19 protein-coding genes are annotated in these 26,628 nt (G+C 50.6%); 6 read left to right on the forward strand and 13 right to left on the reverse strand.

Annotation, left to right across the window (positions count from 1 at the left end):
• The first annotated feature begins 313 nt into the window (after positions 1-313).
• From KTE_RS48770 to KTE_RS05520, 4 genes are all read left to right on the forward strand, one after another.
• Positions 314-1,495, forward strand: coding sequence for a glycoside hydrolase family 3 protein (locus tag KTE_RS48770; RefSeq protein ID WP_201379368.1), 1,182 nt, complete (start codon positions 314-316; stop codon positions 1,493-1,495).
• Positions 1,396-1,884, forward strand: coding sequence for a glycoside hydrolase family 3 N-terminal domain-containing protein (locus KTE_RS48775; protein ID WP_201379370.1), 489 nt, complete (start codon positions 1,396-1,398; stop codon positions 1,882-1,884). The genes KTE_RS48770 and KTE_RS48775 overlap by 100 nt, the downstream gene beginning before the upstream one ends.
• 41 nt (positions 1,885-1,925) lie before the next feature.
• Entirely contained in the window at positions 1,926-2,507 is a 582-nt protein-coding gene (locus KTE_RS05515) for a hypothetical protein (RefSeq protein WP_201379372.1), read from the forward strand.
• Between the two features lie 83 nt (positions 2,508-2,590).
• On the forward strand, positions 2,591-4,345 hold the full coding sequence (locus KTE_RS05520; RefSeq protein WP_201379374.1) for a lipopolysaccharide biosynthesis protein: 1,755 nt from the start codon (positions 2,591-2,593) through the stop codon (positions 4,343-4,345).
• Between the two features lie 120 nt (positions 4,346-4,465).
• Here KTE_RS05520 and KTE_RS05525 read toward each other — a convergent pair whose 3' ends face one another.
• From KTE_RS05525 to KTE_RS05585, 13 genes are all read right to left on the reverse strand, one after another.
• Positions 4,466-5,020: a hypothetical protein gene (locus KTE_RS05525; RefSeq protein WP_201371625.1), complete on the reverse strand. Its 555-nt coding sequence runs from the start codon at positions 5,018-5,020 to the stop codon at positions 4,466-4,468.
• 30 nt (positions 5,021-5,050) lie between these two features.
• Positions 5,051-5,278 (reverse strand): hypothetical protein, encoded by a 228-nt coding sequence (locus KTE_RS05530; protein ID WP_201379376.1) that lies wholly within the window; start codon positions 5,276-5,278, stop codon positions 5,051-5,053.
• Positions 5,279-5,868: 590 nt separating this feature from the next.
• Entirely contained in the window at positions 5,869-6,141 is a 273-nt protein-coding gene (locus KTE_RS05535) for a hypothetical protein (RefSeq protein WP_201371623.1), read from the reverse strand.
• 211 nt (positions 6,142-6,352) lie between these two features.
• Positions 6,353-7,021 (reverse strand): response regulator transcription factor, encoded by a 669-nt coding sequence (locus KTE_RS05540; RefSeq protein ID WP_201371622.1) that lies wholly within the window; start codon positions 7,019-7,021, stop codon positions 6,353-6,355.
• Positions 7,022-8,378: 1,357 nt separating this feature from the next.
• Positions 8,379-9,443 (reverse strand): lysylphosphatidylglycerol synthase transmembrane domain-containing protein, encoded by a 1,065-nt coding sequence (locus KTE_RS05545; RefSeq protein ID WP_201371621.1) that lies wholly within the window; start codon positions 9,441-9,443, stop codon positions 8,379-8,381.
• 42 nt (positions 9,444-9,485) lie between these two features.
• Entirely contained in the window at positions 9,486-10,475 is a 990-nt protein-coding gene (locus KTE_RS05550) for an NAD(P)-dependent oxidoreductase (RefSeq protein ID WP_201379378.1), read from the reverse strand.
• Between the two features lie 89 nt (positions 10,476-10,564).
• The gene (locus KTE_RS05555; RefSeq protein WP_201371619.1) at positions 10,565-11,905 is read right to left on the reverse strand and encodes a glycosyltransferase family 2 protein; all 1,341 of its coding nucleotides are present in this window, start codon (positions 11,903-11,905) and stop codon (positions 10,565-10,567) included.
• Positions 11,906-12,007: 102 nt separating this feature from the next.
• Positions 12,008-13,261: a radical SAM protein gene (locus KTE_RS05560; protein WP_201371618.1), complete on the reverse strand. Its 1,254-nt coding sequence runs from the start codon at positions 13,259-13,261 to the stop codon at positions 12,008-12,010.
• A gap of 277 nt (positions 13,262-13,538) precedes the next feature.
• Positions 13,539-14,576 (reverse strand): NAD(P)-dependent oxidoreductase, encoded by a 1,038-nt coding sequence (locus KTE_RS05565; RefSeq protein ID WP_201371617.1) that lies wholly within the window; start codon positions 14,574-14,576, stop codon positions 13,539-13,541.
• Between the two features lie 55 nt (positions 14,577-14,631).
• Positions 14,632-15,669, reverse strand: coding sequence for an NAD(P)-dependent oxidoreductase (locus KTE_RS05570; RefSeq protein ID WP_201379381.1), 1,038 nt, complete (start codon positions 15,667-15,669; stop codon positions 14,632-14,634).
• 95 nt (positions 15,670-15,764) lie between these two features.
• Complete coding sequence (locus tag KTE_RS05575) at positions 15,765-16,937, reverse strand: DUF362 domain-containing protein (RefSeq protein ID WP_201371615.1); 1,173 nt, start codon at positions 16,935-16,937, stop codon at positions 15,765-15,767.
• A gap of 211 nt (positions 16,938-17,148) precedes the next feature.
• Entirely contained in the window at positions 17,149-17,733 is a 585-nt protein-coding gene (locus KTE_RS05580; RefSeq protein ID WP_201379383.1) for a DUF4352 domain-containing protein, read from the reverse strand.
• Positions 17,734-17,819: 86 nt separating this feature from the next.
• Positions 17,820-20,273: a hypothetical protein gene (locus tag KTE_RS05585; protein ID WP_201379384.1), complete on the reverse strand. Its 2,454-nt coding sequence runs from the start codon at positions 20,271-20,273 to the stop codon at positions 17,820-17,822.
• A gap of 469 nt (positions 20,274-20,742) precedes the next feature.
• On the opposite strand from KTE_RS05585, the gene KTE_RS05590 reads away from it, so the two are divergent.
• The gene (locus KTE_RS05590; RefSeq protein ID WP_201379386.1) at positions 20,743-24,846 is read left to right on the forward strand and encodes a glycosyltransferase; all 4,104 of its coding nucleotides are present in this window, start codon (positions 20,743-20,745) and stop codon (positions 24,844-24,846) included.
• A 12-nt stretch (positions 24,847-24,858) separates the two neighbouring features.
• Positions 24,859-26,457: a glycosyltransferase family 39 protein gene (locus KTE_RS05595; RefSeq protein WP_201379389.1), complete on the forward strand. Its 1,599-nt coding sequence runs from the start codon at positions 24,859-24,861 to the stop codon at positions 26,455-26,457.
• Positions 26,458-26,628 lie beyond the last annotated feature (171 nt).

Consider the following 26,628-nt stretch of genomic DNA (forward strand, 5'->3'; position numbering starts at 1 on the left):
TGAGTTTGCCAAACGTACACGTTGTCACCAGCATTATCATGAAAAGAGTGTTACAAATATCCGCCTGGAGCGATCTTTATAATAGGGGACAAAGAGCTAACTTTCCGCAATCTCTCGCGCATCTCAGGGATAGCACTACACTCGCATGCTAGACATCGATGTCTACAGGGCTGGTCCTCTATGTTGCTGAGACCATCAGACGCATAGGCGCGTTAGAGATAATAGAGCAACCTTTTTCGGGCTTCTCATATTTATAGTATTATATACTACTATTTACGAAGAAAAAGATTTTAGCGAAAGGGCTCGCCCGTTTATGCCTCATATGAACTCCCGGCCATTAGAGGGACAGCCGTCACGCAAGCATGCTCCCCCTGGGATACCAATGCCAACAAGAAATAATGCCAGTTCACAGACGCGGCCCACTTTTCAGGCTGGCACACAGCCGCCAGCACCGGGTCCAGATGAAATTGATACACATGTCTACCCTGTTGTTCCTCGCCCGGCAAGCCCCGGTGCGCTTTCACGCTTTAAAGACAAAGTAGCCGCCGCACAACATAAAGCGCGACTCGCGACCCTGGAAACCATCAAAACATCATCCCTTCCCTCCTCTCCATCTGGCGGGACACTCTCCTGGCGCAAAGTGGCCATCCTCCTCCCTTTGCTACTCATTGTGCTTTTTCATGCGCTCTCCCTGGGTGGAGCACAATTTGCGGGTCCCCAGGGCTGGGCCTCACTGCTCGGAGATCCCGTCAGCTCCAATAACCCTGACCTACTCCACACTATTAATAAGCAGTTACAGGCCAATCAGAAAAACCAGCAGCATGTAAGCATTACGCCTCAGCAGTACATTGACACAATTCTACATAACATGACGATTGAGCAAAAAATTGGTCAAATGATGCTGGTGCAATTCACGGGTGCGACCTACACATCAGACATTAGCACGATGGTCAGCCAGTATGGAGTAGGGGCGGTACTGATCTTCTACGCCAATGGCAACATCATCGATAAAGGCCAGCTCAAGGGGCTCATTCAGCAGATGCAGAGCAATAGTACCATCCCCATGGCCGTCTCCATCGATCAGGAAGGCGGCTATGTCGACCGCTTAGCCCAACTTGATGGAATGCGACCCTCCGCCGCCACCATCGGAGCCTCCAATGACCCTGCCAAGGCCAAAGCAGCGGGCCAGCAGGACGCCCAGGACCTGCTCTCCTATGGCATCAATATGAATCTAGCCCCGGTCGTCGACGTTGATATGCTGCCCTATTCTGAAATGCACATTGACCAGCGAACCTTTGGCACCACGCCAGAACAGGTGACGCAGATGGCTGGCGCATATTTAGATGGTTTGCAGGCGGGGGAAAGGTCGTCGGCACCCTCAAGCATTTCCCCGGCTTGGGCCGCTCGGCAACTGATCCTCATTTTGCGATCCCGCAAATTACCGCCTCGAAGAGTGAGCTCGAACAGGTCGATTGGGCGCCCTACCGCACCTTGATCAAGCAAAACAAGGTCCAGTCCATCATGGTCACCCATGAGATTCTCGACGCTATCGATCCAACCCAGCCTTCGACGCTCTCACCCAAGGTCATCAAGAATATCCTCCGCGATGAATTTGGCTTCAAGGGCGTCATTATGACAGATAGCCTGACAATGAAAGGCATCACAAACTACGTCTCTCAGTCTCAGGCAGCCGCTCTGGCCATCGCAGCAGGCTGCGACCTGCTGATGGGTGCCTCCAGTGCCAGCCAGGTCGCCTCCATGATTGAAGGCATCAAGCAAGCGCTCCATGATGGCACCATTACCCAGCAGCACATCGATGACTCTGTGCGCCGTATTTTGCTCATGAAATATCAGATGGGGCTTCTTGCCTTACCAAAAAACTAACTGACCTCTTATGTAATGTATTTGGGTAGTGGGTGTGGTGCGTGCTGCCACCAGCACGCACCACACCCACTACCCAGGCGAGCGCCACAGGCACGAGAAGCCATGCCAAAGATGTGCGCATCGGATTACAGAATACACCTGTGAAAGGGATTCTTTATATGCTTAGCACCAGTACCAGGGCGCCAGAGAAAAGGGCAGCGCAAAAGATCAGTAAAGAAAAATATATAGACACAGCCATTATTGCCTGTGTAGTCCTTGAAACTATTATTGTGACGCTGGCGCTTATTCCGGCGCAGCTATGGACACGCTTGCTCCCCCAATCGAGTGGGGCGGCACTCAATGGTCCATTTCCGGCCTCCATCGCGCCTCTGATTACGGCCCTCCTGTATCTCCTTCCTGCGATCATTGGTTTTCTCTGCCGCAACTGGCAAAAGGCCTTGCTTTTCGCGACCCTGCCCGCCTGGATCGGCCTGGGGCTTTTTCTGATTGCCGCGACCTCAAAAGTAGGAATCTTCTATCTTGTCTCAACCGACCATGTAACCGAAAATGTCAGCGTGCTGGAACTCTTCGCGGCATTGGGAAGTATGGGCTGGTTAGCAAGACAAATCTTTAAATTGAGATAAAATAGATCATGCACAAGACGACGTTCAAACGTTTACGACTCATACGTCTAAACGCATTATCGCAGCATGAGCTATTGACATCAATGGAAGAAAAAAACTACATAGCAACACACTCTGAACAAAATGCGAAAAAGGAAATTCATCAGCGGGAGGAGCAAGCAGAACTTCAGATAGGCCAGGCGCCCATACATGAGCAGCCATTGGCATCCGTCCACCAGGCGCAAACTGAGGAAGAGGCCAGGAGCTTGCTACAACGCACACCCAATAGTTATCTCTTAAACCAGGCTTATGGCTTATGGGTCTATATTTCGTGGTTCCTCCTGACTATTATTTTGACGAGTAAACTTCCCAAAGAGCAGTATGGTATTTATGCAGATGTTACCACGGCCTATAACACGATCTTGTATATAGTGGCTTTCGGCTTTGAAGATGCGACCTATACCTATATCCCTCGCGTCTTTGCCGAGCATGGGCGTGCTTCGGCTGGCTGGCTTATTCGCCGTCTTGTGGGTCTGCGTATCCTGGTGTTGGTTGTGGTGAGCGTGCTTTTGCTCTACAGCCTGCCAGCCCTGGCCACACTCATCGATCAATTGCACATTCCAGGCAGCCAGGGGACAGTCACGGCCCTGCGCGACCCCTATTTGCGCACCAACCTGGCTCCTTTGACCATCTATATTTTTGGTAGCAGCGTCGCCAGCCTGTTAACGGCGCTCTGTACTGGCCTGATGCGCATGCGCATTGTCTTTATCCTTGGCAGCCTGGTCCAGGTAGCGCTGCTGATTTTTGGCTATATCCTGCTCCAACTGGGCTGGGGAGTCAATGGCGTGCTGTGGATGCTGGGCATCGTCTCGCTGCTCCAGATGGTAGGCTATCTTATCTGGTTGACACCCTTCCTCTTCCAGCGAGGCGCTACTGACAGCATTAAAAGCATTTACAAGCAACCACTGCGCCCCCTGTTCACCCTTGGGATGAATGCCTGGCTGACTAACCTGGTTTCGGGCGCGCTCCTCAAGCAGGTCTCTATCAATCTGCTGAAAATTTTCGCAGTTGGGTTAATCGAAATTGGCTACTTCAACCTGGCCTTCCAGCTTGCGGATGCCGCAAATCTCTTGCTGGTGGCCGGTTTTGGTGGTGTCGCAGGCTCGGCCCTGGCGGCGGCCTTCATCGGCAAGAACCATGAGCGTCTCTCCCTCTCCTGGCAGGCCCTAATAAAAATCGAGACCCTCCTGGCCGCTCCAGGACTCATTTTCTGTCTCTTTAGCGCCAATAACCTGGCCACCGCGCTCTACTCCCATCGCTATAGTGATGTGGGACTGCTCCTCGGCATCTTTGTCTTCTTCAACCTGCTGATGCGCGTCCTGGGAACCTATATTCACCAGCCCACGCTCTACGTCGTCGGAAAGGCCCCACTGGCCGTGCTCAGCCAGTGGATAGGGTTGGGCATCGTCATTGTGATGGGCACGGTTCTTATCGGGCTCTTGCATATGGGAGCCGCTGGCGCGCTGATTGCCGATGGCGTGGGGCGCCTCGCCACAGGTCTATTGATGCTCTTCTTTCTGCGCAAAGATCTGCCACGCAAATATCCCCTGGCCTTCACCCTGCGCTTCCTGGCCTCGCTGGTGCTGGCTGCCATTCCCAGTACACTCTGGCTCACCCTGTTCTGGCAGCCCAGTAACCGCCTGGTCCTGCTTGGCTCGCTGGGAATCTCGGGAGTGCTCTTCCTCGCCTGCTGTATTGGCATACTACGTCTCCTCAAGCCGCTCAATCAGCAGGACATCACCTTGCTTAAGAGCATCAAGCCGGGACTGGTCAAATACTTGCGCCATTTTGCACGCTAAAGAACCCTATAAAAAAGCAACTCCTGCCAGGTAAAAAATCTAGCAGGAGTTGCTTTTTTATAGGGTTCTCACAACACTTGGCTATAACTCTATAGAACTGGAGCGAGGTCAGACATAACTTTAAGATATGCCAATGAGCTTGGGCTTGTGTGCGAGGCTATGCGCCTCTTCGTGGCATGTTGGACAGAGAACAATAAAATGCTGAGGATTGTAACGGTCGAGCAAATTGCTGGCGAAATGGATCGTGTGCAATTGCAATCCATCGTAGTGTTGACCGCATTCGGGGCAAATAGATTGAGCCTGCTCACTCAGCGTACGTTTCAGGTTATTCATCTGAGTGGCGTGGACCAGGTCCAGACTGACGTGAAAAAGGAAACCGGCCAGGATTAGCCAGAGAAGCTTTGAGCGGGTGCGTACAGCTACTACCAAGAGAATACCCAGGATAAGCGGATGATGCAAGAGTCGTGCCTGTGGCAATTGGGGAGGGTCAGCCTGACCAAAATAACGCACTGCGGCTCGCAGACTGAGTGTACGTTGTGTCACGGAGTACCAGAGATAGTGATCAACATCAATAAGCACACTGGATGCCAGCGGAATCCAGCCGTCTTTTTTCAGCCACGGGAAAGCAACAAGCGCTGCCGCCGTTGATAACTTTATATGTTCTTGAATGCGCATTGGTATATCTAATCAATATCCTTCCTAAATTTAAGGTTTTGTATTATTGCTCGATTCAGTTTCCACCTCTTCTTTGAAGGTGCCTTTCAATTTCGGCTCTGATTCATATCGAGGTAAATCTATTACTTTCTGGTAAATATTGATAAATGTTGAGAGTCCAGCAACCTCATCAGGAGTCATATCAAAACTGATTCCTGCTGAGTGGGTAAGGATTAAGTTTGTCCCTTCTATATGGAACTTATATTTTCCGATACGCATGGCAATCCTGACTCCTTATCTGCATACGGATGCACAAATACGAAATTTTATCATGAACGCCACATTCCGCAGGGTAATTGACAGAAAAGTGAAAAGTAGGGTGGACCATTGTTTCCAGATTACAATCAATATCCTTTTACTGGCCCGTGAGGGTTCATTCTTCTGTTTTTTCAAACTCCTGCTTGTCACGATAAACCTGGTCCTGTTCAGATTCCAAGTAACTGACAACGATTATAATGGAAGTATCTGTCTGTTAAATGTACCTAGAAATACCTGCATTTACAACTTTCTAATGTATCAAGCCAACATACTTTGGTATCAAGGCTTGTGAGAAACCAATAGAGCTGTTGGAAAGTTCTGGGAAGAGAAAAAGAAGCTTGTTTGTGAGCATGAGTATGTCGCAGAGCTGGCATAGAAAGATGGGGGGACGTTGCTGCCGTTGTGAAGCGAGAAGAGAGATATAGGAAAATTGTATCTCTCTTCTCACTCAACTGTATTTACCTGGAATGAGGTTGCTTGCGAATCTAGCAAAGTGTAACAACCTGGACGGGAGGTGATAAATGTAACCTTCAAAAATTGTTGATGTGAGTTTATGACATCGTCGAAACTTTTTTGCCAGCATCTATAAGGCCAAATTTTTTGATTGTCTTATAGAGCCAGCCAGCTGTTGGGCCGGTATCCACTTTCTTGCTGGTCTCAATCAAAAATGAAGGAGTCAGGGGAGACGGAGCGAGTTTGCTTGATTCACGTATTGTGGACAGTTCATTATAATGTTGAAAAGCCCAGTATATATTGATCCTGCACATAGCACAATTTTTCACGTCATTTTCATTCATTGCTCCGCATTGTGGACATTCTATCATGGCTGTTTCCTTTCTAGTAGTTGGATAAATACAAAACAAGAACCAAGCGGCAAAGAAATGCTGCAGATCTGCCTGGCTCTCCCCCACTTTGCGTAATGCTGAGGTGAGGACATAAGGCTCGCAACAGTAAACATGTGGTGAAAACACTTTATGTACGCGCGACTCTTACGTATGATAGAGCTTTCACGGAAAATGCGGGTGGGCCTTTGCTTTAGATCAGACCCTGGCGCATCGCCTCCGCGACAGCGTGAGCACGATCAGTAACTTGCAATTTCCGGTAAATGTCCTGCATTTTCCGTTTCACTTGAACCTCGCTCCAGAAATGCTGCTGGCCAATTTCTTTATTGGTATACCCTTTAGAGACTAGATGAATAAGTTCGATCTCTATGGAGCTTAGTCCTCGACTCAGGCGATTCTGCTCTTTGGCGAGCCGATGAAATTCAACTATGATCTGCGTCACAGCCTGTGATTTACCAACAACACGTTCACCGCTTTGTATGGCAAGCAAGGCTTCTCGCATATCATCGATTGATAATGTTTTTTGCAAATAGCCGTGGACGCCAATACTCAGGGCTTCAAACAACCGTTTCTCGTCATTAGGACCAGCGAATAAGACGATTCGAGCATTTGAAGGTTTTCTCAATAATTGTTTGGCTATATCTAATCCATTCGTGGTTTCCATGGAGATATCAATCAAAACAATATCGGGCGCTAATTCTGCTACCAGTTCGAGCGCGGCCTTCCCATTTTCCGTCTCTCCTACTATTTCAAAGTCGTTTTTGTCGTTGAGCATTTTCTGTATGCCTTGACGCAAAATTATATGATCAGCGACAACTACCAAACGAACAGATACCTTCTTGTAGATCGAGTTCGTTTCCATATGCACGTACCTGCCTCGCACTTGGATATCACTGTACTACTTGTACCACTGCCTCTGGTCTATTTCGCATCCTGAGGAAACAGAGTCACAAAGGCAGACAAAAACGGGAAACAAAAACAAAATCTAATGTTCCATAAGCGTCTGGTAATGGAGATCCAGTTCTTTCTGAGGATTTGCGGAACACTCCACAAAACATAGTGGTCGCTTCGGTGCGTACTCAACCTGAGACAAAAAGCAATCAGTCGTGCGTCCAAAATTATCTCTGAGGTTAATGTGCCCCCCTGGCACCAGGCTTATGATAAGTGTGCATCACATGTGCTTTATCCCTAAACTTGGACACTGTTTAGGAGACAAGTTTCAAGGCACTCAGCTATCTACAATGCTTCAAACCTCAGTAGGCAGTCGAGAATTGAGCGCTAAGCGAAACCCTTTTCGGCACGTATACGAGATCGAGAAAGCGCGCAATATGAGTCCTAGTATCCTCCAAGTCCTCATATTCATGCAGATAGACGTCCTCCTCTTTGAGGGGTCCATGTAAAGAGATCAATGTAGGCAGGCATTTTCAGTTGATCTCCCACATGCTGCTATAACTGATTCGTATCCGTGCTTCTGCAACAACGAGGCTAACCGGGTTACCGCATATTGCATGCCCTGATCCAGGCGGCGGATCTCCGGGCGACGCTGCTGGAAAGCGCGCTTTGTTGGCATTCCCTCTAGTTCGTGGATCGGCAAAGACCTGGGGAGCTCGTTCTCAAATTATATCACGCCAATGATACACCAGATTGGAAGCCACTTCATATTCTCGGCAAATCTAGATCAAGGACCATTGCCCTTTGAACAGTTGTAGCACGATCCTCATTTTCAGGATTGCATCGTACTACTTGCACTTGCTTTTGCACCTACTTATACCAGCAATTTAGCATCTCTGCCTTGAATTCTGGCTAATGTTATTTTTGCCGTGAAACTATTATCACTATATCACATCCATTTAAATGTTTCCATATTCCGGGTTATATTATGGTGCACCTTTGGTGCATATTTGGTGGCGTCTACACTGGGGTTGATTTGGTATCCTTTTCGGCTTATTTGCCTTCGAGATGAGGTTGGCAACTGCCTATATGAGAAACGCTCGTAGAAAGAATTTTGGCAACCGATGATTGGGAAGGAAGGTCACACGTGATTCTAGTGAAAAGAGCAGGGCAATTGCAGCTTCATTTTATGAGAGATGAGATTGCCCTGGTGAAAAGCGGAATGGTGTACGCTCAGACTTTGATTGGGGGGAGTTTCATTGTTTCCTCATCCTCCTCATCAAGGATATTTTCCATGGTGCTGCGTAGGTGTTCTCTTTGAAAACGCCTTAAGAGATAGTTGGTGAGGAGGCCTGTGAGATATCTTGGGAGTCATTTTGGGGACGCATTTTCAAGGCGGCAGAAATGGTCAGGCCCAGGCTTTTCAGACAGACCAGACCGGAGACACACATGAGCACAGCGGACCAGGGGTGAGAAACAAGAAACATGGCCGTCACCTTGTCAGCGGGGAAATGGAGGAGTCCGGTAAAGACCAGCAGGCCCACAATTTCGTTGCTGCCAACACGGCCAGGTGTAGTTGGAAGGATGAAGGACATATTGAAGACGGTATAGCCGAAGATGGCAGCCCCAAACGACATTGGCAGGCCAATGGCCCAGAAGACAAACATGGCAAAGAGGCCATCACAAATTACCGCCACACAGGTCAGAGAGATTGCGGGGAGAAAGATCCTGGGGCGACTGGCGGCAACAATCAATGAGTCGACCAGGTTGGTTGCGAAGGCCTCGATCTTGCTGGAAAATTTTCTGGGAAGCAAGCCTAAAGTGGCATGGAGCAGCTTGATAGCAGTTGCACGCTTCCAGATAGTCAGGCCGACAAAAGCAACCAGGCCGACAAAGACGCCAGCGACGGTGCCCATGATTACCCAGAGTTTGAGATCCATTTGCAGACCGAGGAATGGCACAATGATCATAATAATCAGTGCAGGCAACAGGTCCAGGGATCGATCCACGGTGACCGAAGGCAGCGAACTACTCACAGGGATATTGTGTGTGCGCTTGAGAATGAGCGAGCGCGCCAGTTCGCCACTTCCAGTCACCAGCAGGAAGTTGATAAAAGTACTCACCAGGACCAGGCGCACAGCCGTGCTAGTTTTCACCTGGTCATTCGGATTCAGGAAGAGTTTCCAACGCGCGCCGCGAATGGCGAAGGCCAGGATGAAGAAGGCGCCTGAGAGGAGAGTGAAGGTTATGCCGGCGGGGGTCATAATATGCTGCTGAACCAGGTAGAGGCTCGAAGCCAGATTGACAAAGCGAGAAATTGGCAATAATAAGGCGACGCCTATCAAGAGACCAATAATAACTTTGACAGCAGGAGAGTTTAGCGCACGTTTCATGCCTATCTACTTTCTCATTATGCAAACAAGATAACATAATGTTTAGCTTGCTAAAAGACCGTGTTTTTCATACCAGGCAGCAGTTTGTTTCAGACCTTCTTCGAGTTCCACTCTGGGGGAGTATCCCAACTCGGCCCTGGCCCGGCTGATGTCATAGACGCGGCTGTTCGTCAGGAACTCGACTCGGCTGCGCGTCAGGGGAGCTTTCTCTCCTTGCAAACCAGGAGTAATAGCGAAGATGTCTGAGGCCAGCCTAGCCAGCCAGAGCGGAATACTTCCCCCAGGCAGGTTGCGATCCATCGACTTTGCTATCGCGGTCGCCAGCTGGTGCATGCTCACAACCTGGTTACCAGCGATATTGTAGGCCTGCCCGAGTGACTTTTCGGATTCGGCGCTTAGCAAAAAAGCGGAGACCATGTCATCGATATAGACTGGATGAAGGCACGATTTCCCGCCAGCAATTACACGAAAAAAACCTTTTTGAATAGTGCGAAAAAAACCGAGCAGGTGGAGATCGCCAGGACCGTAGACCAGCCCCGGCCGAACGACGCTGACCGGCAATCCTTGCTCCTGAAAAACTTTAAGCGCCAGCTGCTCTCCCTCCAGTTTTGTACGCTCATAGGGATTGGTAGGCGCCAAAGGAGCATCTTCAGCCGCAGGTGTTGGCCCGGTGACACCGTGGACGCCGGTAGTGCTGACATGAACAATCTTTCGTAGGCTTGACTGGCTCTGGCATGCGTTGAGTAATGTGCGTGTGCCTTCGACATGCGTCTGATAATAGAGCGCTGCCGGAGTCGCGGGATGATAGAGTCGACCAGCAAGGTGATAAAGTGTATCAACGCCTCCAACCGCCAGCTGCACCTGTCTGGCGTTGGTAATGTCCCCTGATATGATTTCCACCTTCTCGCCAAATTGCTCACGCGCTTTCCTGGAATCGCGAACGAGCACGCGCACTTTTTGCTGGCGCTTGATCAATTCGACCACCAATGCGCTGCCTAAGAAGCCGGTGGCCCCTGTCACCAGGATCGTCATACGGTACTCCTTACTTTCTGCTCACAAGCTGCTACAAGCGCTTCGAAGATCGCCTTCATGCCTTTTGTTTCTTCTACTTTTCTATTTATTTAGAGAATCGTTTCGCCCACACCCGTAGCAATTCGTGTCTCGGTTACCAGCGGGCTTGTTATGGTTATATTGTTGTGTTTCCCCTTAAATGTCAGAGAGCTATACACGGCCATCATCTTGACCTTTCGTCCGTGTGTACTAATGCGCACAGGCGTGCTTTGTACGATTTCTTGGATCTGCCTGGAGATCTCTTCCACTTCACTTTGTTCAGCCCGGATAATGGCGGTCAGGATACCAGCTTCGCTGATCGAAAGGGCAAGTTTGCCGACGGAGTGTACCTGGCTGCGGAGCACAGGAAAGAGTTTGCGTACCGCCTCTGTGGCATCGCGGTCATTGCTATCAGGATTCAGGAGGTTACCTTCAGGGTCATCTAGAATGAAGCGAAAGATAATCACACTCACAACGTCACTCAAGCGTCGCAACATGCGTTTATCTGCATCCAGGTCCTTGGTGGATTCCACCATTTGCCAGATATGATGCTCCCGCTTGTGCAGGTAGTCGTAGTAACCTTGCAGACGAGCCATGCCTTCGAGACATATTGTTCCCAGCGTCCAGAGCATCTGTTTGGGACCGCTCCTCGTAAAATCGCGATGCCGCAGCAACTCGCGGAAGATCGAGGCGGTTTTCATGGTCGAAGCTTCGTAATGCTGCTGATCGCGCACCTGCAAATGACCCGCGTAAATGCGGCGGCGCTGTTTTAGAAAATCGTACATATTTAGCGGACCCTTGTTATAGACAACACAACCAGGCTCGTAGATCGTCTTATACCCAAGCTGAGAAATGAGCGCCTGTATCGATATTTCGTCAACAGCACTACCGGTTGGAATGCCCGAAATGACGTTTCTGAAGGCGATTACTTCGCCCAACTTCGGCTGGATTCGCGCCATGCGATCGTGCAGACGCCAGAGCAGATGGACGGCATGGCCCATAAAAGTCTCCTGGTCATTTACCGGGACTGGGCGACCTCCAACCATGCCGATAGTCGTGTCTCTGAGTGGTGCGCAGAGGTTATTCAATGCGCCATCAGCTGGAATAACATCTGCTCCTATTAGAATGACTATTTTACATTTTGCCTGTTTGAGAAATAGATTGATCGCAGAAGCCTTGCCTTCACGTTTTTCCTGAATACACAAGTGTACGCGTGGCTCTGTGCGGGCAATTTCCATGACAATCGGTATAGTACGGTCGGTGCATCCACTGGCCACAACAATGATTTCTTTGATGTGCAGGGCTGGACCTTGCTGCGCCAGAACCAGATTGATAGTGTGGGCGATATTGGCCTCTTCGTTGTAAGCCATGATACCGACACTACAACTGCACACGTCCTCATCTTGTTTCATGCCAGCAGTTTCGTCATTTTGGAATACATACTGGTCTTGCATGATTCAGCCTCTAAATCTCACTATTCATCCTCAAAAAGACACGATATAATAGCGTTCTCGCTAATCATTGGCACACCCATCCTGTACGTCAGTGGCGTTTAGCATCGGCAGGCTACGTGGAGCGCGATGGCCGTTGCCGTTGCTGCTGACTGCCACGGCTGTATCGGTAGCACTGAGCACTGGCAGGCTGCGTCGTTTGCTGGAAGATCTACCAGGGAGCCTTTCGGCGACAATCTCTTTGCCGACCTGTGTGGCCACGCCGGCCAGAGTAGGAGTATGGCAGACCATATTGGTATAGGCTGCGTTAGCTAGAGGGCAATGGCATTCACCAGCTTTAATGCTCTGGCGCAACTCATTGGCCTTGCTGGTCATCCAGGCCGAGCGGAAATCATAGTTGTGTTCGCGCAGGTTGCCAACCGACTCCGCACGGATACAGCAGGTCCAGACATCACCGTTCGGGGCAATCTGCGCGGATGCCACACCAGCCATGCAGGGAATGATCTGGCGCTGCTCAACCAGAGTGCGTTTCACCATATCGTAATAGCGGTCCCGGAAGGCCTGCGTTATCTTGGAGACGCCGCTGAACTCAGCATTACGAATGCCCTGCTGCAAGCGCTCGATCACCGGCTGATACTTCTCGATCGGAGGGGTAATGCCCATGCCTACTGTGTCCAGTTCAACGCGCTCTTCCGCGATTTCGCTGATGAACGAATCGGGCTTGAGCTCGTCGCGCACAAATGAATAGATATTTTCAAATTCATGCACATTAAAGTTTGAGATAACCGTATGAACGCCCAGCGTGAAGTTTTTATAGCGCCCCTTCAAGTTCTTCAGACCTGCATATGTGCGCATGGCCCGCTCAAAGTTTCCTTTGACACCTCGGATGATGTCATGCTTTTCGCCCACGCCATCCAGGGACAGGTTAATAATTACTTCGCTAGTTGGCGCAGCCAGCAAGACCTGTTCGATGCGACCAGGGATGATACTGTCCTGAATGCCGTTAGTTGGGATATTAATGATGCCGGGCCGACAATGGCGATAGGCCGAGGCTACCATATCTGGCAGATCTTTGCGCAGGGTTGGTTCACCACCGCTGAACGTAAACCAGTAGGCATCTCTGCCAATTGATGCGAATGTTTTTTCATATTCTTCCAGCGTGAAATCATCATTCGGTCTTTGCCAAACATTACATGTTTTACAGCGTGAATTGCAGCGGTAGCTGACGCTGATAGTATAGTTCATAGGAAGCGCCAGCGGCTTTCCAAGTGCATACGATGCTTGCATCTTTGCTATTTTAGGCAATACTTCGAGCATATTTTTCTCCCTGTTAAACTGGTCAAATTCCTTGTTTGCCTCTATCCACGACAATCTAGAGCAAGCCAGCGGCTTCTGTAATCAGTTATTTGCAGACCCCACCCTATGCTCAACCCGCGCATTCAACAAAACACAGGTTAGATAAAAAGATTTTCAGCGACGATTTTGTCTCTCACTCTCGTAGTGTATTAAAACCTGGGGAAGAAGACTAGCGACAAAGGTATCGCATCAAGCGTACTATCGTATCTTGAGTTTTCCTACATGCTTACTGTGAGTTTCAAGTTCCAGACGAAACAGCTTCGTTTTGTCTGGTCGTGCGACTTTCCCGGTTCAAATACCAGGCGACTCCTTCAGCTACACCACGTTTTACATCGAATTCGGGATTATAACCTAATTCCTGCCGCGCCCGGTCAATAGAAAATCGCTGATCCCCGCCTAAGAGGGTAATCCCATAGGTGGAAACTGGCGGTGGTGTTTGCCTCTGAGGGTCTTTGACTTTCCAGATTGTTTCGGCAATCCTGCCCGCCAAATACGCGGCTGAATAAGGATATTGACGCGTGAGATGAGGCACATGGAGTTCATCGGCAATGAGGTTCAAGTAATCCTCCTGTGTTACCCGCTGATCATTGGCGATGGTATATGCTCGTCCAACGGCATGATTACCAGCGTCTCCGGCTTTGATCAGGCCTTGAGCCACATCACGTACATACACGACAGGTACAATATTTCTTCCATTACCTAGAATGAAGCCTTTGCCGGATTCGACGAGCTTGACGAAACGACCAAAGCTGGCTGTATCACGCGGCCCGTAGATCCATGCGGGACGTATAATCACGACGGGCGCACCGTGCTCTTTGACGCGCTGGAAGATCAGGTGCTCACTGGAGATTTTGGTGCGGCTATAGGGGTTGTCCTCGGCGTGATAGGGGTTGTCCTCGGTGATAACGCCGCGCAGATGATGGCCATACACAGTAATTGAGCTGGTATGCACAATGCGTTGTACCCCAGCCTCCATAGCGGCTGCAATCAGGTCAAGCACGCCCCGGACATTGACTGCCTCGTAGGCTGCTTCGGGCCCCCACGGGCCCGTTTTAGCTGCCACGTGATAGACGCGCTGTATTCCCTGGACAGCACATTTGAGGGAGGTACGATCCGTCAAATCGCCCTGAATGACCTCAACACCGGAGAGGGTCTGCAAAAATGTTGGGTCCTGACCATGCTGAATAAACGCGCGCACTTCATCGCCACGTTCGACCAGCATTTCCACGAGATGACCGCCGAGAAAACCAGCTGCTCCTGTTACGAGTGCTTTCATATGTACTCTTTCCGCTTTCTTAAGAATAGATACGGATCTCTCCAGACAGGGACACTTAGTTTCTGGCTCCTCCCAGCGGAGCATACTGGCTGGCCTGTGTGACCAGCGGCTGATCCATACCGCCTGAGTTGAACCATGCGGCTGCCAGTTTCAGACCGTCGCGTAGCGGGACCGCCGGTTCGTAGCCTAGCTCGCGGCGGGCCTTCTCGACGCTATGTTTGTTATCCGAGCCGAACATCAACGCGCCTAAACGGGTCACGATCGGTTTGGTGCCAGTGATCTTAGCGATGATTTCCGCGCCCATGCTGCCGTAATAGATGGGGAGATAGGGCAGGCGCCGTGTCGGATGTGGCACATCGACATCATCCGCGATGGCATTGAAGATCTCCAACTGAGTCATGGGATGATCATTGGTAATGTTATAAATATTACCAGGAGCGTTCTTGTGATAGGTGGCCAGGAGAAACCCCTGCACAATATCGGTGACGTAGCAGAAAGGCAGCGCGTTGTTGCCGCGTCCAATGATCACGCCTTTGCCAGCTTTGACCCGTTGCGCCATGCGCCCATAATGCAAGCGGTCACCGGGTCCAAAGAATGTGCCGGGGCGCAGAATAACCGTCTCTACCTTGCTATCCTGCTGCAAGCGTTGAAGCAAGCGATCGCCTTCCGCTTTGGTGATCCCGTAAGGATCAGGATCGGGTTTCAGCGGATCTTCTTCTGTCATAAAGCGTCCGTGGCCGAGCCCGTAGACCGTATGTGAGCTCGTATGAACGAAACGACGCACACCCTCGGCTTGGGCGACGCGATAGAGATTTTCGGTGCCCGTCACGTTCACCAGGCGATAATCCGCCAGAGGACGATTCACGCCCATCATACCCGCGAGGTGGATAATAACCTCGACGTCCTTCACAGCAGGAGTCAGGGTACTGGCATCCGTCACATCGCCGCGTACTACCTCAACGCCTTGTGCTTCCAACTTCGAGACATTTTCCACCGGCAGCACCAGCGCGCGAATCTGCTCACCCCGCTGCTGGAGCGATTGCACCAGATGTCCTCCCAACAAGCCTGTTGCACCGGTCATTAGAATTTTCATTTCATTTCTCCCACTCTTGTAAAGCATCCACAAGTTGATTGCGTGTATACTTTGATTTGTAAAGTTCATAGTTGTCTGAAGTTTACTGATATAACTCAGGCTTTTCTGAGTCCCGAATAGCCTTTGACGCTGATCGCGTCCTCGGGGCAGGCCTCAAAACACAGCAGGCAGCGTTGGCAGGTCTTGTAGTTCACCTTCAATGTTTGGAGATTGATCACATTCGGGAGTGGACAGGCTTCGACGCATTTGCCGCAGTGGGTACAGTTGTCAACTTTGATTTGCGGGCGATTGCCAACCAGGCCTGTGCCATAGAGAGTTGTGCAGAAATGCTTTCCGCGCTCCGTGATCCAGGTATATGGATAGTCCAGGGGATACATCAGCCAGAATATAAAGCGGTAGAGTTGCTTTTGCTCTGGCAAGCGGAACTGCTTGATCAGCCCTGGATCTTCTCCTACCACGCGCCACTCAGGCATGCCCATCTGCTTCAGAGCTAGCCTCAAGTGAGGGATCAAGCCCGGCTGAATGCCCACGAGTTTGCAGCAGGCCAGGTCGACGGCCAGGCTATTATGTCCGGCTACCAGGACTTGCAAATCGGCCTTATCGCCATAGAGCGGCCCCTCGCCATCCTGTCCAACACTGCCATCGACAATGATCAGATCGGGCTTGATGCCGAGGTTCATATCGACAATCGACTGATCGATGCCAAAGGTATGCATGGCGCGCCGGTCGGGACGGGGCAGGATGCCCATTGAATTTTTCATACTCAGGGTCATGGCCGAAACAACGTGGGTTTTGAGCACTGGTAGATTAATAAAGCAGGCGTCTTGCATAAACTTAGGGATATGGAAGCGGCGCAGACGTTTGGCGCCAGCAGGATGAAGAGTCAGCCAATCCTGTTCACCTCCCTCGGGATCTACACGCGCAATGCGGATGCCGTTCTCTGTACAGAATTTCTCCACTCCCAGGATAGTATAAGTCGCCTCGCGATCAAACTCGGTCCCAGGGGTTTCACAGAGCACTGGTTCAGCTCCGCAGGCACGTACCTCTTCAGCAACTGCCTTGAGGAGGGCAAAGCTGGTAGTAGAACCCGTTTCAGCGGATCGACCAGCCACAAAATTGGGTTTGAGAATCGCCATATGAGCATCTTTAACCACAGAAGCCATACCACCTGCCTGAGCGATAACGCGGTGAGCCGCCTCCTCAATGCCATCAAAAGTGCGAGTAATTGCGATGGTATCAGTAACTGTATGGGGTTGTGTTGCTACCATAATCAGGTATTCTCTTTCTTCATATTATTCACAAACACAGGCGGGCTATCAGTGGCCGAAATAAATGAGGCTCAAATAGAGATCCCAATATTTCCCTTTCCCGCAGTTTTTACTGGCCATCTGAACAAGAAGGTAACAAAAGAACCGCTTTCTTCTCAACGGGCAATGGTATCTGGAAGAGATACGAACGTATCATTTTTGCGAGAAGCCATCAAGTGATGGTTAAAGGGACAATCACCGTCTCCTGCGCAACTTCAGGACGATAGAGTAAATTCAATCCCGTAGCGGCTGCTGTAGGCAATTGAAACACAATCGAACCAGTAGCAGTTGTGTGAACAGCGACCGAGCCGTAAAAGGTATCAGTGCTGTTGTATTGGTATGAGAAAATATCTCCTTCGAGTCCGATTAACTGGAAGAAAGCGGGCAGATTCTGTATCTCTTTCTCGCTCGCGTTCATTATGGCAAGATCCAGTTTGACGAACGTGGAATTCGCATTCGCGCTTTTCTGTTTACTCACTTTATAAATGATCAGGGTGCGATCGCCCAAGACGACCTCCTGACTTCCTTTCGGACCTCCAGACACTGGCGACGGAGTAGCAATCACTTGCGCCCCCTGTCCTGGTTTGCCACTACTGCTTTTGGGTGTCACCAACAGCGGCGTTTTCGTTGCTCCAGCGTTCGCAGAGCTTGAACTCTGAGCGGAGGCACCGTTGTCTCCACCAGAGTTGCAGGCAGCCAGCGCCAAAAGTGCAATGATACAGAGTCCACTCAAGATAAACCGTCTGACAACCATCATTTTCCCTTTCTCCAAGCCATCTTATTCTGTTTGGGCACGAAGAACGTGGGCTCGCATCCTTCGTACCCAAACAGAAAGGAAGAACCCTAATCCTGCTTCGCTACAAAAGAAGTCACCATCAGCGTGCCGCTCTGGGTAAGCGCACGCAGACCAGCGTAGCCAGAAGTCAGGCTACTGTCGGTCACCGTTGCCATCCAACTGCTCGGCTCGCTACCGAATGAGGCCCAGACATTGGCGTTCAGGGTTGTGCCAACAGCGCGGAAGTGGATGGTATACAGCGTACCAGCGGTGGCCGTGAAAGGAACGCTGGCCAGGAGCGTGGTTACACCAGCGATTTTTTTCTGGATGATCAGTTGGGAACCATCGATATAGGCCTTGTACCAGTTATTTCCATCGGTCCAGCGCAGGACACTGCCAAAGTTGCTATTGCTAAAGGCACTGAGCGAGCCAGTCAGGTACACCTCTGCGTTGGTCTCGCTCGCCCCGAGAACCGCGCTGTAGGAATTGCTGCCAGTATTAGTGACGAGGCCAGCGTTCCCGGAAATGGAAAAGACGTTCTGCGCATTCGCGTCGCCACCCCAGGTTTGCCCATCTGACGCCGTCCCCCAAAGGCTCTGATTCGTACGCTGGAAGGTATCCGTTGCCACCGTCGTGCCAGGTGTCGAGGTTGGCGTCGGCGTAAATGTTGGCGTAGCGCTTGGAGTTACTCCGACCGTGGCCGTAGGCGTTGGTGCTGGTGTCGAGGTTGGCGTTGGGGTTGTGCTGGAGGGCGCATTGGCGGTGAACGAAGTCACCATCAGCGTGCCGCTCTGGGTAAGCCCGCGCAGACCAGAGAAACCAGAAGTCAGGCTACTGTCGGTCACCGTTGCCATCCAACTGCTCGGCTCATTGCCAGATGAGGCCCAGACGTTGGCGCTCAGCGTTGTGCCAACAGCGCGGAAGTGGATGGTATACAGCGTACCAGCGGTGGCCGTGAAAGGAACGCTGGCCAGGAGCGTGGTTACACCAGCGATTTTTTTCTGGATGATCAGTTGGGAACCATCGATATAGGCCTTGTACCAGTTATTTCCATCGGTCCAGCGCAGGACACTGCCAAAGTTGCTATTGCTAAAGGCACTGAGCGAGCCAGTCAGGTACACCTCTGCGTTGGTCTCGCTCGCCCCGAGAACCGCGCTGTAGGAATTGCTGCCAGTATTAGTGACAAGGCCAGCGTTCCCGGAGATGGAAAAGGCGTTCTGCGCATTCGCGTCGCCACCCCAGGTTTGCCCATCCGACGCCGTCCCCCAGAGGCCCTGATTCGCACGCTGGAAGGTGTCTCTCGCCTGGGTAGTCCAGGATGTAGGCATACTGGTTGGCGTGGGTGTAGATGTGCTTGTTGCGGTTGCTGTAGGCGTGCTAGTCGGCGTGGGAGTGGGAGTCGATGAGCCAGTTGAAGGGATAGCGAGATAGAGTGTATTCGCAAACTCTGCTGTAAACCAGGCTCTATTCTGGGAGTCGACTCTCAGGCCATCGTGGGGATGACTGCCGGGAGCGGCGTAGTAGAGAGAGAACGCTCCCCCACTCAGCGGCATGTAGCCGTACTGGTTGAGTATAGAATCATCGATCCAGACATCGCCCAGTGTATCAGTACTGACCCCAGAGGTATGCGACGAGCACCCATTGCAATGGGGATAAAAGTATTCAGTCACACCGTTATTTGTGCCAGGCAGAGCGGAGACAAGATTTAACCTGCCAACACCACCGACCCACCCTTCAGACCACCATGGGTTGCCATTTGGATCGATGGTGATCAAATGAGGTGTCAGGCCAGTACCAGATGTAGCAGTGTTGCGGATTTTATATTCCAGCAATGTTCCGCCAGCGGTGTATTCTCCAATCAAGGCAACAGAATCCGCATTTTCAGTAAACCAGACATTATTGGAATTATCCACCGTAATGCCATATGGCTGGCTATTGGTAGCAGGGGTAGCAATCTCCTGAAAGGCCTGAGTTGTAGGATTAAACGAGCCAATTTTGTAGCCATAATGTTCGGCAAACCAGATTTTGCCTTTTGAATCCGATGCGATCCCCCATGGGCCTGAGCCAGCTGTTGGCACAGCCCATTGGGCTACACTGGTAGTTGAAGGAATATACTCCCCGATCGTGTTGGTCACCGGCATACTGAACCAGACATTGTCAGATGGATCGGCCGTAATAAAAAGCGGTTGACCGTATCCTGTGGGCAGCGTGACCACCGAGACCCAACTCATTGTAGAGGGATCAAAGAGCGCGATTTTGCCGGGGGCGGATGTGCTGGAACAGGTTGAGCCAATATCACAACCTGGCAACGCCACCCAGATGCGCCCTTTGCTATCGAATGCTGTTCCCCAGGGATCATTGCCGGGAGTGCTATAGGTCTTCAGGCTACTAATACCTGCGATCTGTGAGGCCTGTGCATATACGTGCAATGTTGCTTCAAGTGCGAAAAGCAGGTTACTTGCGAACGTTATGAGGGCAACACAAAAGGCCAGAAGCTTCTTTGGATCGGACTTTTGCTTCATAAACAACTCATCTCCTCTTCGTCAATGATGAGCAATTAGAAAATACATATGATGATAAAGAGAGTGTAAGTAAAGAGAATTTGTAGAAACCACTGAACGAATATATGGCTATGGCTCTAAAAATTCTATAAAGTAAGGGTAATGGTACATATTTACCTGACCAAATGCAAATTTTGACTGAGATTTCCCTCGGGGTAATGGTACAGATAAGCACAATAGAGGATGGCTTTTCGTGCAGCCTATAGAGCCAATTTGTGAGCATCGATATCTAAAAAAATCCTGCGTTTTAGTGAAGGCTTTTCAGGAGATGAAAAATCAAAGATACGATAGAGCCCTTTTCTGATACTTTCGCAGCTTATCCTTACCTCAACATTTTCACTATACTCCAGTCGAAGGGATCGTTGTAGACTCCTCACCAGTACTGTCGCCCTCCTTTTCTTTCTGGCATTTCAAAAAAGTGGAGCTTTACATGACGATTGATAGCCATGATGAACACACAATAGCGAGCCGAAAATTATTAGATGAGATGGAAGAGTCTAAGAACACAACTCCGAGTAATAGTATGTATAGCAGTCAAAACATTCAAATGGAGCCACATAGTGACAGCGACCCTCATTTACACGTCAATAGTTCAGCGAAATATGACCTGAGTATCATAATCCCGACCAGGAACGAGCGGGACAACGTCGTCCCTTTGCTCTCAACTCTGGAGCAAGTACTGGATAATGTGAGCGTTGAGGTGATTTTTGTTGACGATAGCGATGATGATACGCCACAGATAATTAGGAACGCAGCAGAAGCAATGAATTCGCTTAGGCTGTTTATCCAGTTGGAGCATCGTTTACCTGGGCCAGCACGCTCGGGAGGTCTGGCAACTGCAGTGGTAGAGGGTTTGTACTTAGCAAAGGCCGAATATATTACAGTGCTTGACGCAGATTTCCAGCATCCACCGGAGCTATTGCGCACTTTTTACGAGGAAGCGGTGGCCCAGCAGGTGGACCTGGTGTTGGCGAGCCGATATATAAAAGGCGGGAGCAGTGGAGGTCTGAATGGGTTCAGTCGCCTCTTCTTTTCGCTTGGGCTCAAGTGGCTGGCCAAAAGTCTGTTTCCCGAGCAGCTTTCTCGCATCTCTGACCCGTTAGGCGGCTGTTTTCTGCTCAAACGATCTATTCTTCAAAAGGTGATCTTGCGCCCTATCGGTTATAAAATTTTGTTGGAGATTCTGCTGCGCTGTCCCTGGCAACATCTAGTTGAGGTTCCCTACCATTTTCAGCAGCGCAAACATGGACAGAGCAAGGCAGATTTGCGTCAGGGACTCATGACTTTAAAGCACATGGCACGCCTTTTTCGCGAGGTTCCAGCTGCCGGGCGTATCTGGAAGATCAGCGCATTGGTCCTATGCAACATTCTGGTCATGGCGGTACTCTATATCCTCTATCCCATAGTGTTCGGTTTCTGGGAGCCATTCACGCTGCCTATTTTAGAGGGGGTCGAACCGTGGGTACCTTTTAGCCTTACTGTTTTTGCGCTTGTGGCTTTGTTCAATTTCTTTTTGTTAAACCGAGCGATTTATCCTTTTTCTCAGGTGGAGCAGGATTCGTCTTCTGCTTTGACGTCCATAGACCAGGTTTTAAACGCGCTCGTTTCTCCACCGACAGAAGAGGCGTTGCTGAGCACCAAAAAACTAAATCATGTTCGTATGTCTGTGGACCAGTTGAAAACGCTGCCGATGCCAGTCGTGGCAACCTTACCTGCACTTCTGCCTGAGACGCCCACAGTACCGCTTAAAACTCTTGCACGCAAACCTCGATCAGCGCGGCAGCGTGTCAACAGGATCGTCAGGCTGAACAGGGTGTTTATGATGATCTCGTTTCTGCTGGTACTGATGGCATTAGGAGTAGTGGGATATATGGCGCTTGATATGACGGCATATACGATTCCCAATGTCTGGGTAGTACTGGCAACAATGACTTTGGGTGCGTGTATTATAACAGCCAATACGCGCAAAAAAATAGATCTGCACAAGGTGATTACTATGCTGCTCGGAATATCCATGGCAATCACCTTTATGGATTATATGAGCTGGCGTGTTGAGGTCATTAACTGGACGGGCTGGTGGTTGGCGCTGCCACTCTTGTTTGCGGAATTCCTGGGTGCGCTGCATACGTTGGGCTTGCAGTTTACGTTCTGGCCTCGTGCTCAGCCTAAATTAAACTACGCGGTCAATCCGACCCATGCCCCGATTTTCATCTTTATCCCCACTGTCAACGAAGGAGTGACTATCCTTGAACCAACAATCCGAGGAGCGCTCTCAGCTCGCGAGAACTATCTTTCGCACTATCCCTGGGGTGAGGTAACCATTGTCATCTGCAACGATGGCTATGTCGCACAAATACCAGATTGGCAAACAGTTGAAGAACTGGCCGCTAGAATGGGCGTGGTGTGCGTAACTCGTAAGACGCCCGGAGGAGCCAAAGCTGGAAATATAGAAAATGCTCGTCAGCTTGTTGGAGCTACCGGCAATGCGTTGGTTGTGATCTTTGACGCCGACCAGGTAGCTACGGAAGATTTCCTGCTCAAAACGGTACCAAATCTGGCCGATCCAAAGGTTGGATGGGTGCAGACTGGCCAATATTATCGCAATCTGGATAACCCAGTAACCCGCTGGGCTGACGATCAGCAGTCTCTGTTTTATAACCTACTCTGTCCCGGGAAAGCTACCTGGAACTCGGCCTTTATCTGCGGCACCAATGTGGTGATTCGCGGGCAGGCGTTGGATGAAATCGGCGGCCTTCCCCAGGATTCTGTGACGGAAGATTTTGCTGCTTCGATTACGCTCCATCAGCGCTGGCGTAGCGTCTATGTGTCTGATGTACTAGCAACTGGACTGGGGCCAATGGATCTATCAGAGTATCTGAAACAGCAGCGCCGCTGGGCGACAGGTACGATCGGGGTCCTACGTACGCACTGGCGAGATCTCTTCTTGCCAAAAAAGAATGGTTTGCAAATCGGCCAGCGTTTGCAATACTTTCTGGCCTGCACGCATTACTTATGTGGCTTACGCGACCTGCTCTACCTGCTCTGCCCTATCCTCTTCATTTTTACGGGCGTACCAGCTGTTCAGGGCTCGACCTTAAACTCCTTTCTGCTGCATTTCTTGCCCTATTTCCTGGTCAGTGCTGCGACGATCTGGTATGCTGGCCGTGGCATCACGGGTATCCGAGGCATAATCATAGGCTTTGGAAGCTTCCCAGTTTTGATCGAGAGCCTGATGACAGTCATCTTTCGACGTAAGGTCGGTTTCGCCGTCACCTCGAAGAAACGCTCGAGCAAAGCGAGCAGGTATCTCTGGGTGTACATCTTTTTCATTGTACTTTGCCTGGCTGCGCTGGCTTATTCTTCGCAAGCCAAGGCAAAAGTCTACACCGCACTGTTCATCAGCTTGATGTGGGTCACCTATACACTGATCATGTTGTTCAGTTTCCTCGCGCTTTATCTCCTGGATTGGCGAAAACACAGGGCTGAACGCAGGGCGACGGGATCTGCTCAATCCGAGCAATTTTCCTATACTGCTCGTGTCCCTCAACGCGCGCGCGGCCTGCGTTCGCTACGCAATGCAGTAGTTTCGGTTGGTCTAGCTAGCTTGCTCTTACTTACGGGCACATATCACTGGATGGGAGCGCCATCACGGGCTTATCCGCTTGTCCTGCCAGCTGGGAGCGCACCCTATTTCGGGCTAGACCTGCCATTTTCTCTCTTAAAGACGCGTCCAACCGCAGCAGAGAAAGAACTGAAGGCCAACTTTGCAATCATCGGGCGTACTCAGAGCGTGACCGATAAATTCGATTTTTCTTGGGCCAACAATCTAGCCGCACATCACGCTATTCCCTGGGTTACGCTCCAGTTCGGGCGATTTCAGGCCAATGGCAGACCCACTAACGATGCTGGCTTACTATCCATTAGTCATGGCTTGCACGACAACGACCTTACTCGCTGGGCTCTGGACATCCGCGCGTACAATAAGCCGGTTTTGATTACCATTTTGCTCCAAGTTGATCGCAACTGGGCACTCACCTCGGCCGTCGCCAACGGTAGTATCCCGCAGGATGTGGCTCCCGCCTGGCTACATACTGTGTCTCTTTTCAAACAACTTGGGACGAACAACGTTTCTTGGCTCTGGGAGCCAGCTGATCCGTTGAATGATCAAATTTATGAGCCACCTTTGGGCTCCATCAGTGCTGTTGTGCTCGACCTGATTCACTATCCTGGGACTGACTGGGGTGATCCAGAGACACTTGTACAAGAGGCGGGCCTGCACTTTCCCGGCAAACCGATTATCCTGAAGGTGAGCGCCTCTGGACGGGCCGACCAGAAATCAACCTGGCTCTCTGAGATCGGCGTTACCGCGATGACAAATCACGTGGTATATGCATTGATCTACCACGATGCTTCTCCCGCCCTTAAGCCGAACCAGGCTCTAGATAAGCAATGGTCGATAACCTCAGATCCCAACTCGCTTGCTGTGATGAGCCAGCTTGCATCTCAACTCCAACAGCGATATGCGGGAGTATAGGAGTCTCAATATATGGCAGTAATATCAACATCAACAACAAAAGCAATAACCAGAAGTATTACAAGAAAAAAGCCCTGGACTCTTTCCCCTCCGACCGCCTGGCCACTGTTTCTCATCCTGGCTACGCAAGCCATTGTTTCGCTGGCAACGTTACACAACACGGCTTTCCAGGACGAGGGCCTTTACATCTATGCGGGGCAGCAACTTTTCCGTTACTGGATGGGTGGCCCGGCTCCGCTTGAGAACTATGCCTTTTACTTCTCAGGTTATCCATGGGTCTATCCAGTTATCGGAGGGATATTAGATAAGGTCGGTGGGCTGGAATTAGCTCGGGCGTATAGCCTCTTCTGTATGATGGGCGTGAACACGATCGTCTACTTTTGCACAAAAAAATTTTTTCAGCGCCCGGCGGCGATCTTTGCTTCGGCTGCCTACGCCTCTTTGGGGACCGTTCTCTATCTCAGTCGTCTGGCAACGTTTGATGCCATGTGCCTTTTCTTAATCGCCCTGGGGACTGGTCTGGCCATTAAAATAGGTACGAGCCGTCATAGCTGGCTGGCACTACTCATCGGGCCATTGCTGATGCTCTCAATTCTAACCAAATACGCTGCCATGCTCTTTTCGCTACCAGTGCTGGGTGTTCTCGTCTTCACTAGCCTGGCCTTTCTGGGCTGGTGGCGGATGATCCTGCGCCTGGTTCTGGCACTGATTTCTCTGGCTGGCAGCATGGTGACAACTTATTACTTTGTGGATAAATCGGCTTTTCACGCCATCTCTGGCACAACTACCAACCGAGTTGCTGAGATTATCAAGCCACGCCTCGAGTTATTTTTACATGCGCTCCAGATGGGGGGTCTTGTCTGGGCAGCCGCGCTGGTTGCACTAGTGCTTATCTTCCGGATGGATAAGCGGTTTCGTCTGACAGCTCTCTTGCTCTTTGGTTCGTCCTGGCTAGTGCCAGCGTATCATATCTACGAGCAAGAAGGTGTTTCATTCGATAAGCATCTTGCCTTTGGTCTATTCTTTGCCGCGCCTCTGGCAGGATTTGCCCTAGCCTGGATATCAGGTCACGTACAGCATTCTTTTTCTTTTGCTCGGGTCAAGGGTCGTCACTGGCTCGTAGGCTTATCAGTGATCCTGCTCATCTTTATGTTAGGCTCGCAGCAGTCCCAGACCATTTATACTCAGTGGGCTCATACAGGGGGGTTAAGCAGAGAACTGCACACCCAGATCCGTGATGGAGGTGGACGCCTGTTGGCTGAGGATATTGAAGTGTCTCGCTACGATGCGAAAGATATTACAGAGCCCTGGCAATGGAACGGCGTCAACTACTTTTATTACGCTCCTCCCGGTGCTCAGCCTCTCCTCGGTGATCCAGCGCTAACGCAGGCGATCAAAGATCGCTATTTCGCGGTTATCGAACTCAGTTTTAACTACTATCCGTATGAGGCAACTTTCATTGCAAAACAGATGATCGCGACCAGAAATTATGATCTGATCGCAACGATCCCATTCTGGAACTCGTTTGGCATGGGTCATTTCTATCTCTGGCGTAGCGCGGCGGTACCGGGACACGGGAACTTTACCAAACTTTCACAAGTAGTTATCTGACCTGGAACCTGGCCTCAAGCCGCTCAACCAGCAGGATATCGCGCTGCTCAAGAGCATCAAGCCGGGACCAACTATCTGCAGCACTTTGCACGCTAGATAGATGGTACGCATAAACGAGAGCCCTCCAAGTATTGCTTCTCGAAGGGGCTCTCGTTTATGGCCTTCACTATT

The organism is Ktedonobacter sp. SOSP1-85, assembly GCF_016587415.1.
Lineage (GTDB): Bacteria > Chloroflexota > Ktedonobacteria > Ktedonobacterales > Ktedonobacteraceae > Ktedonobacter.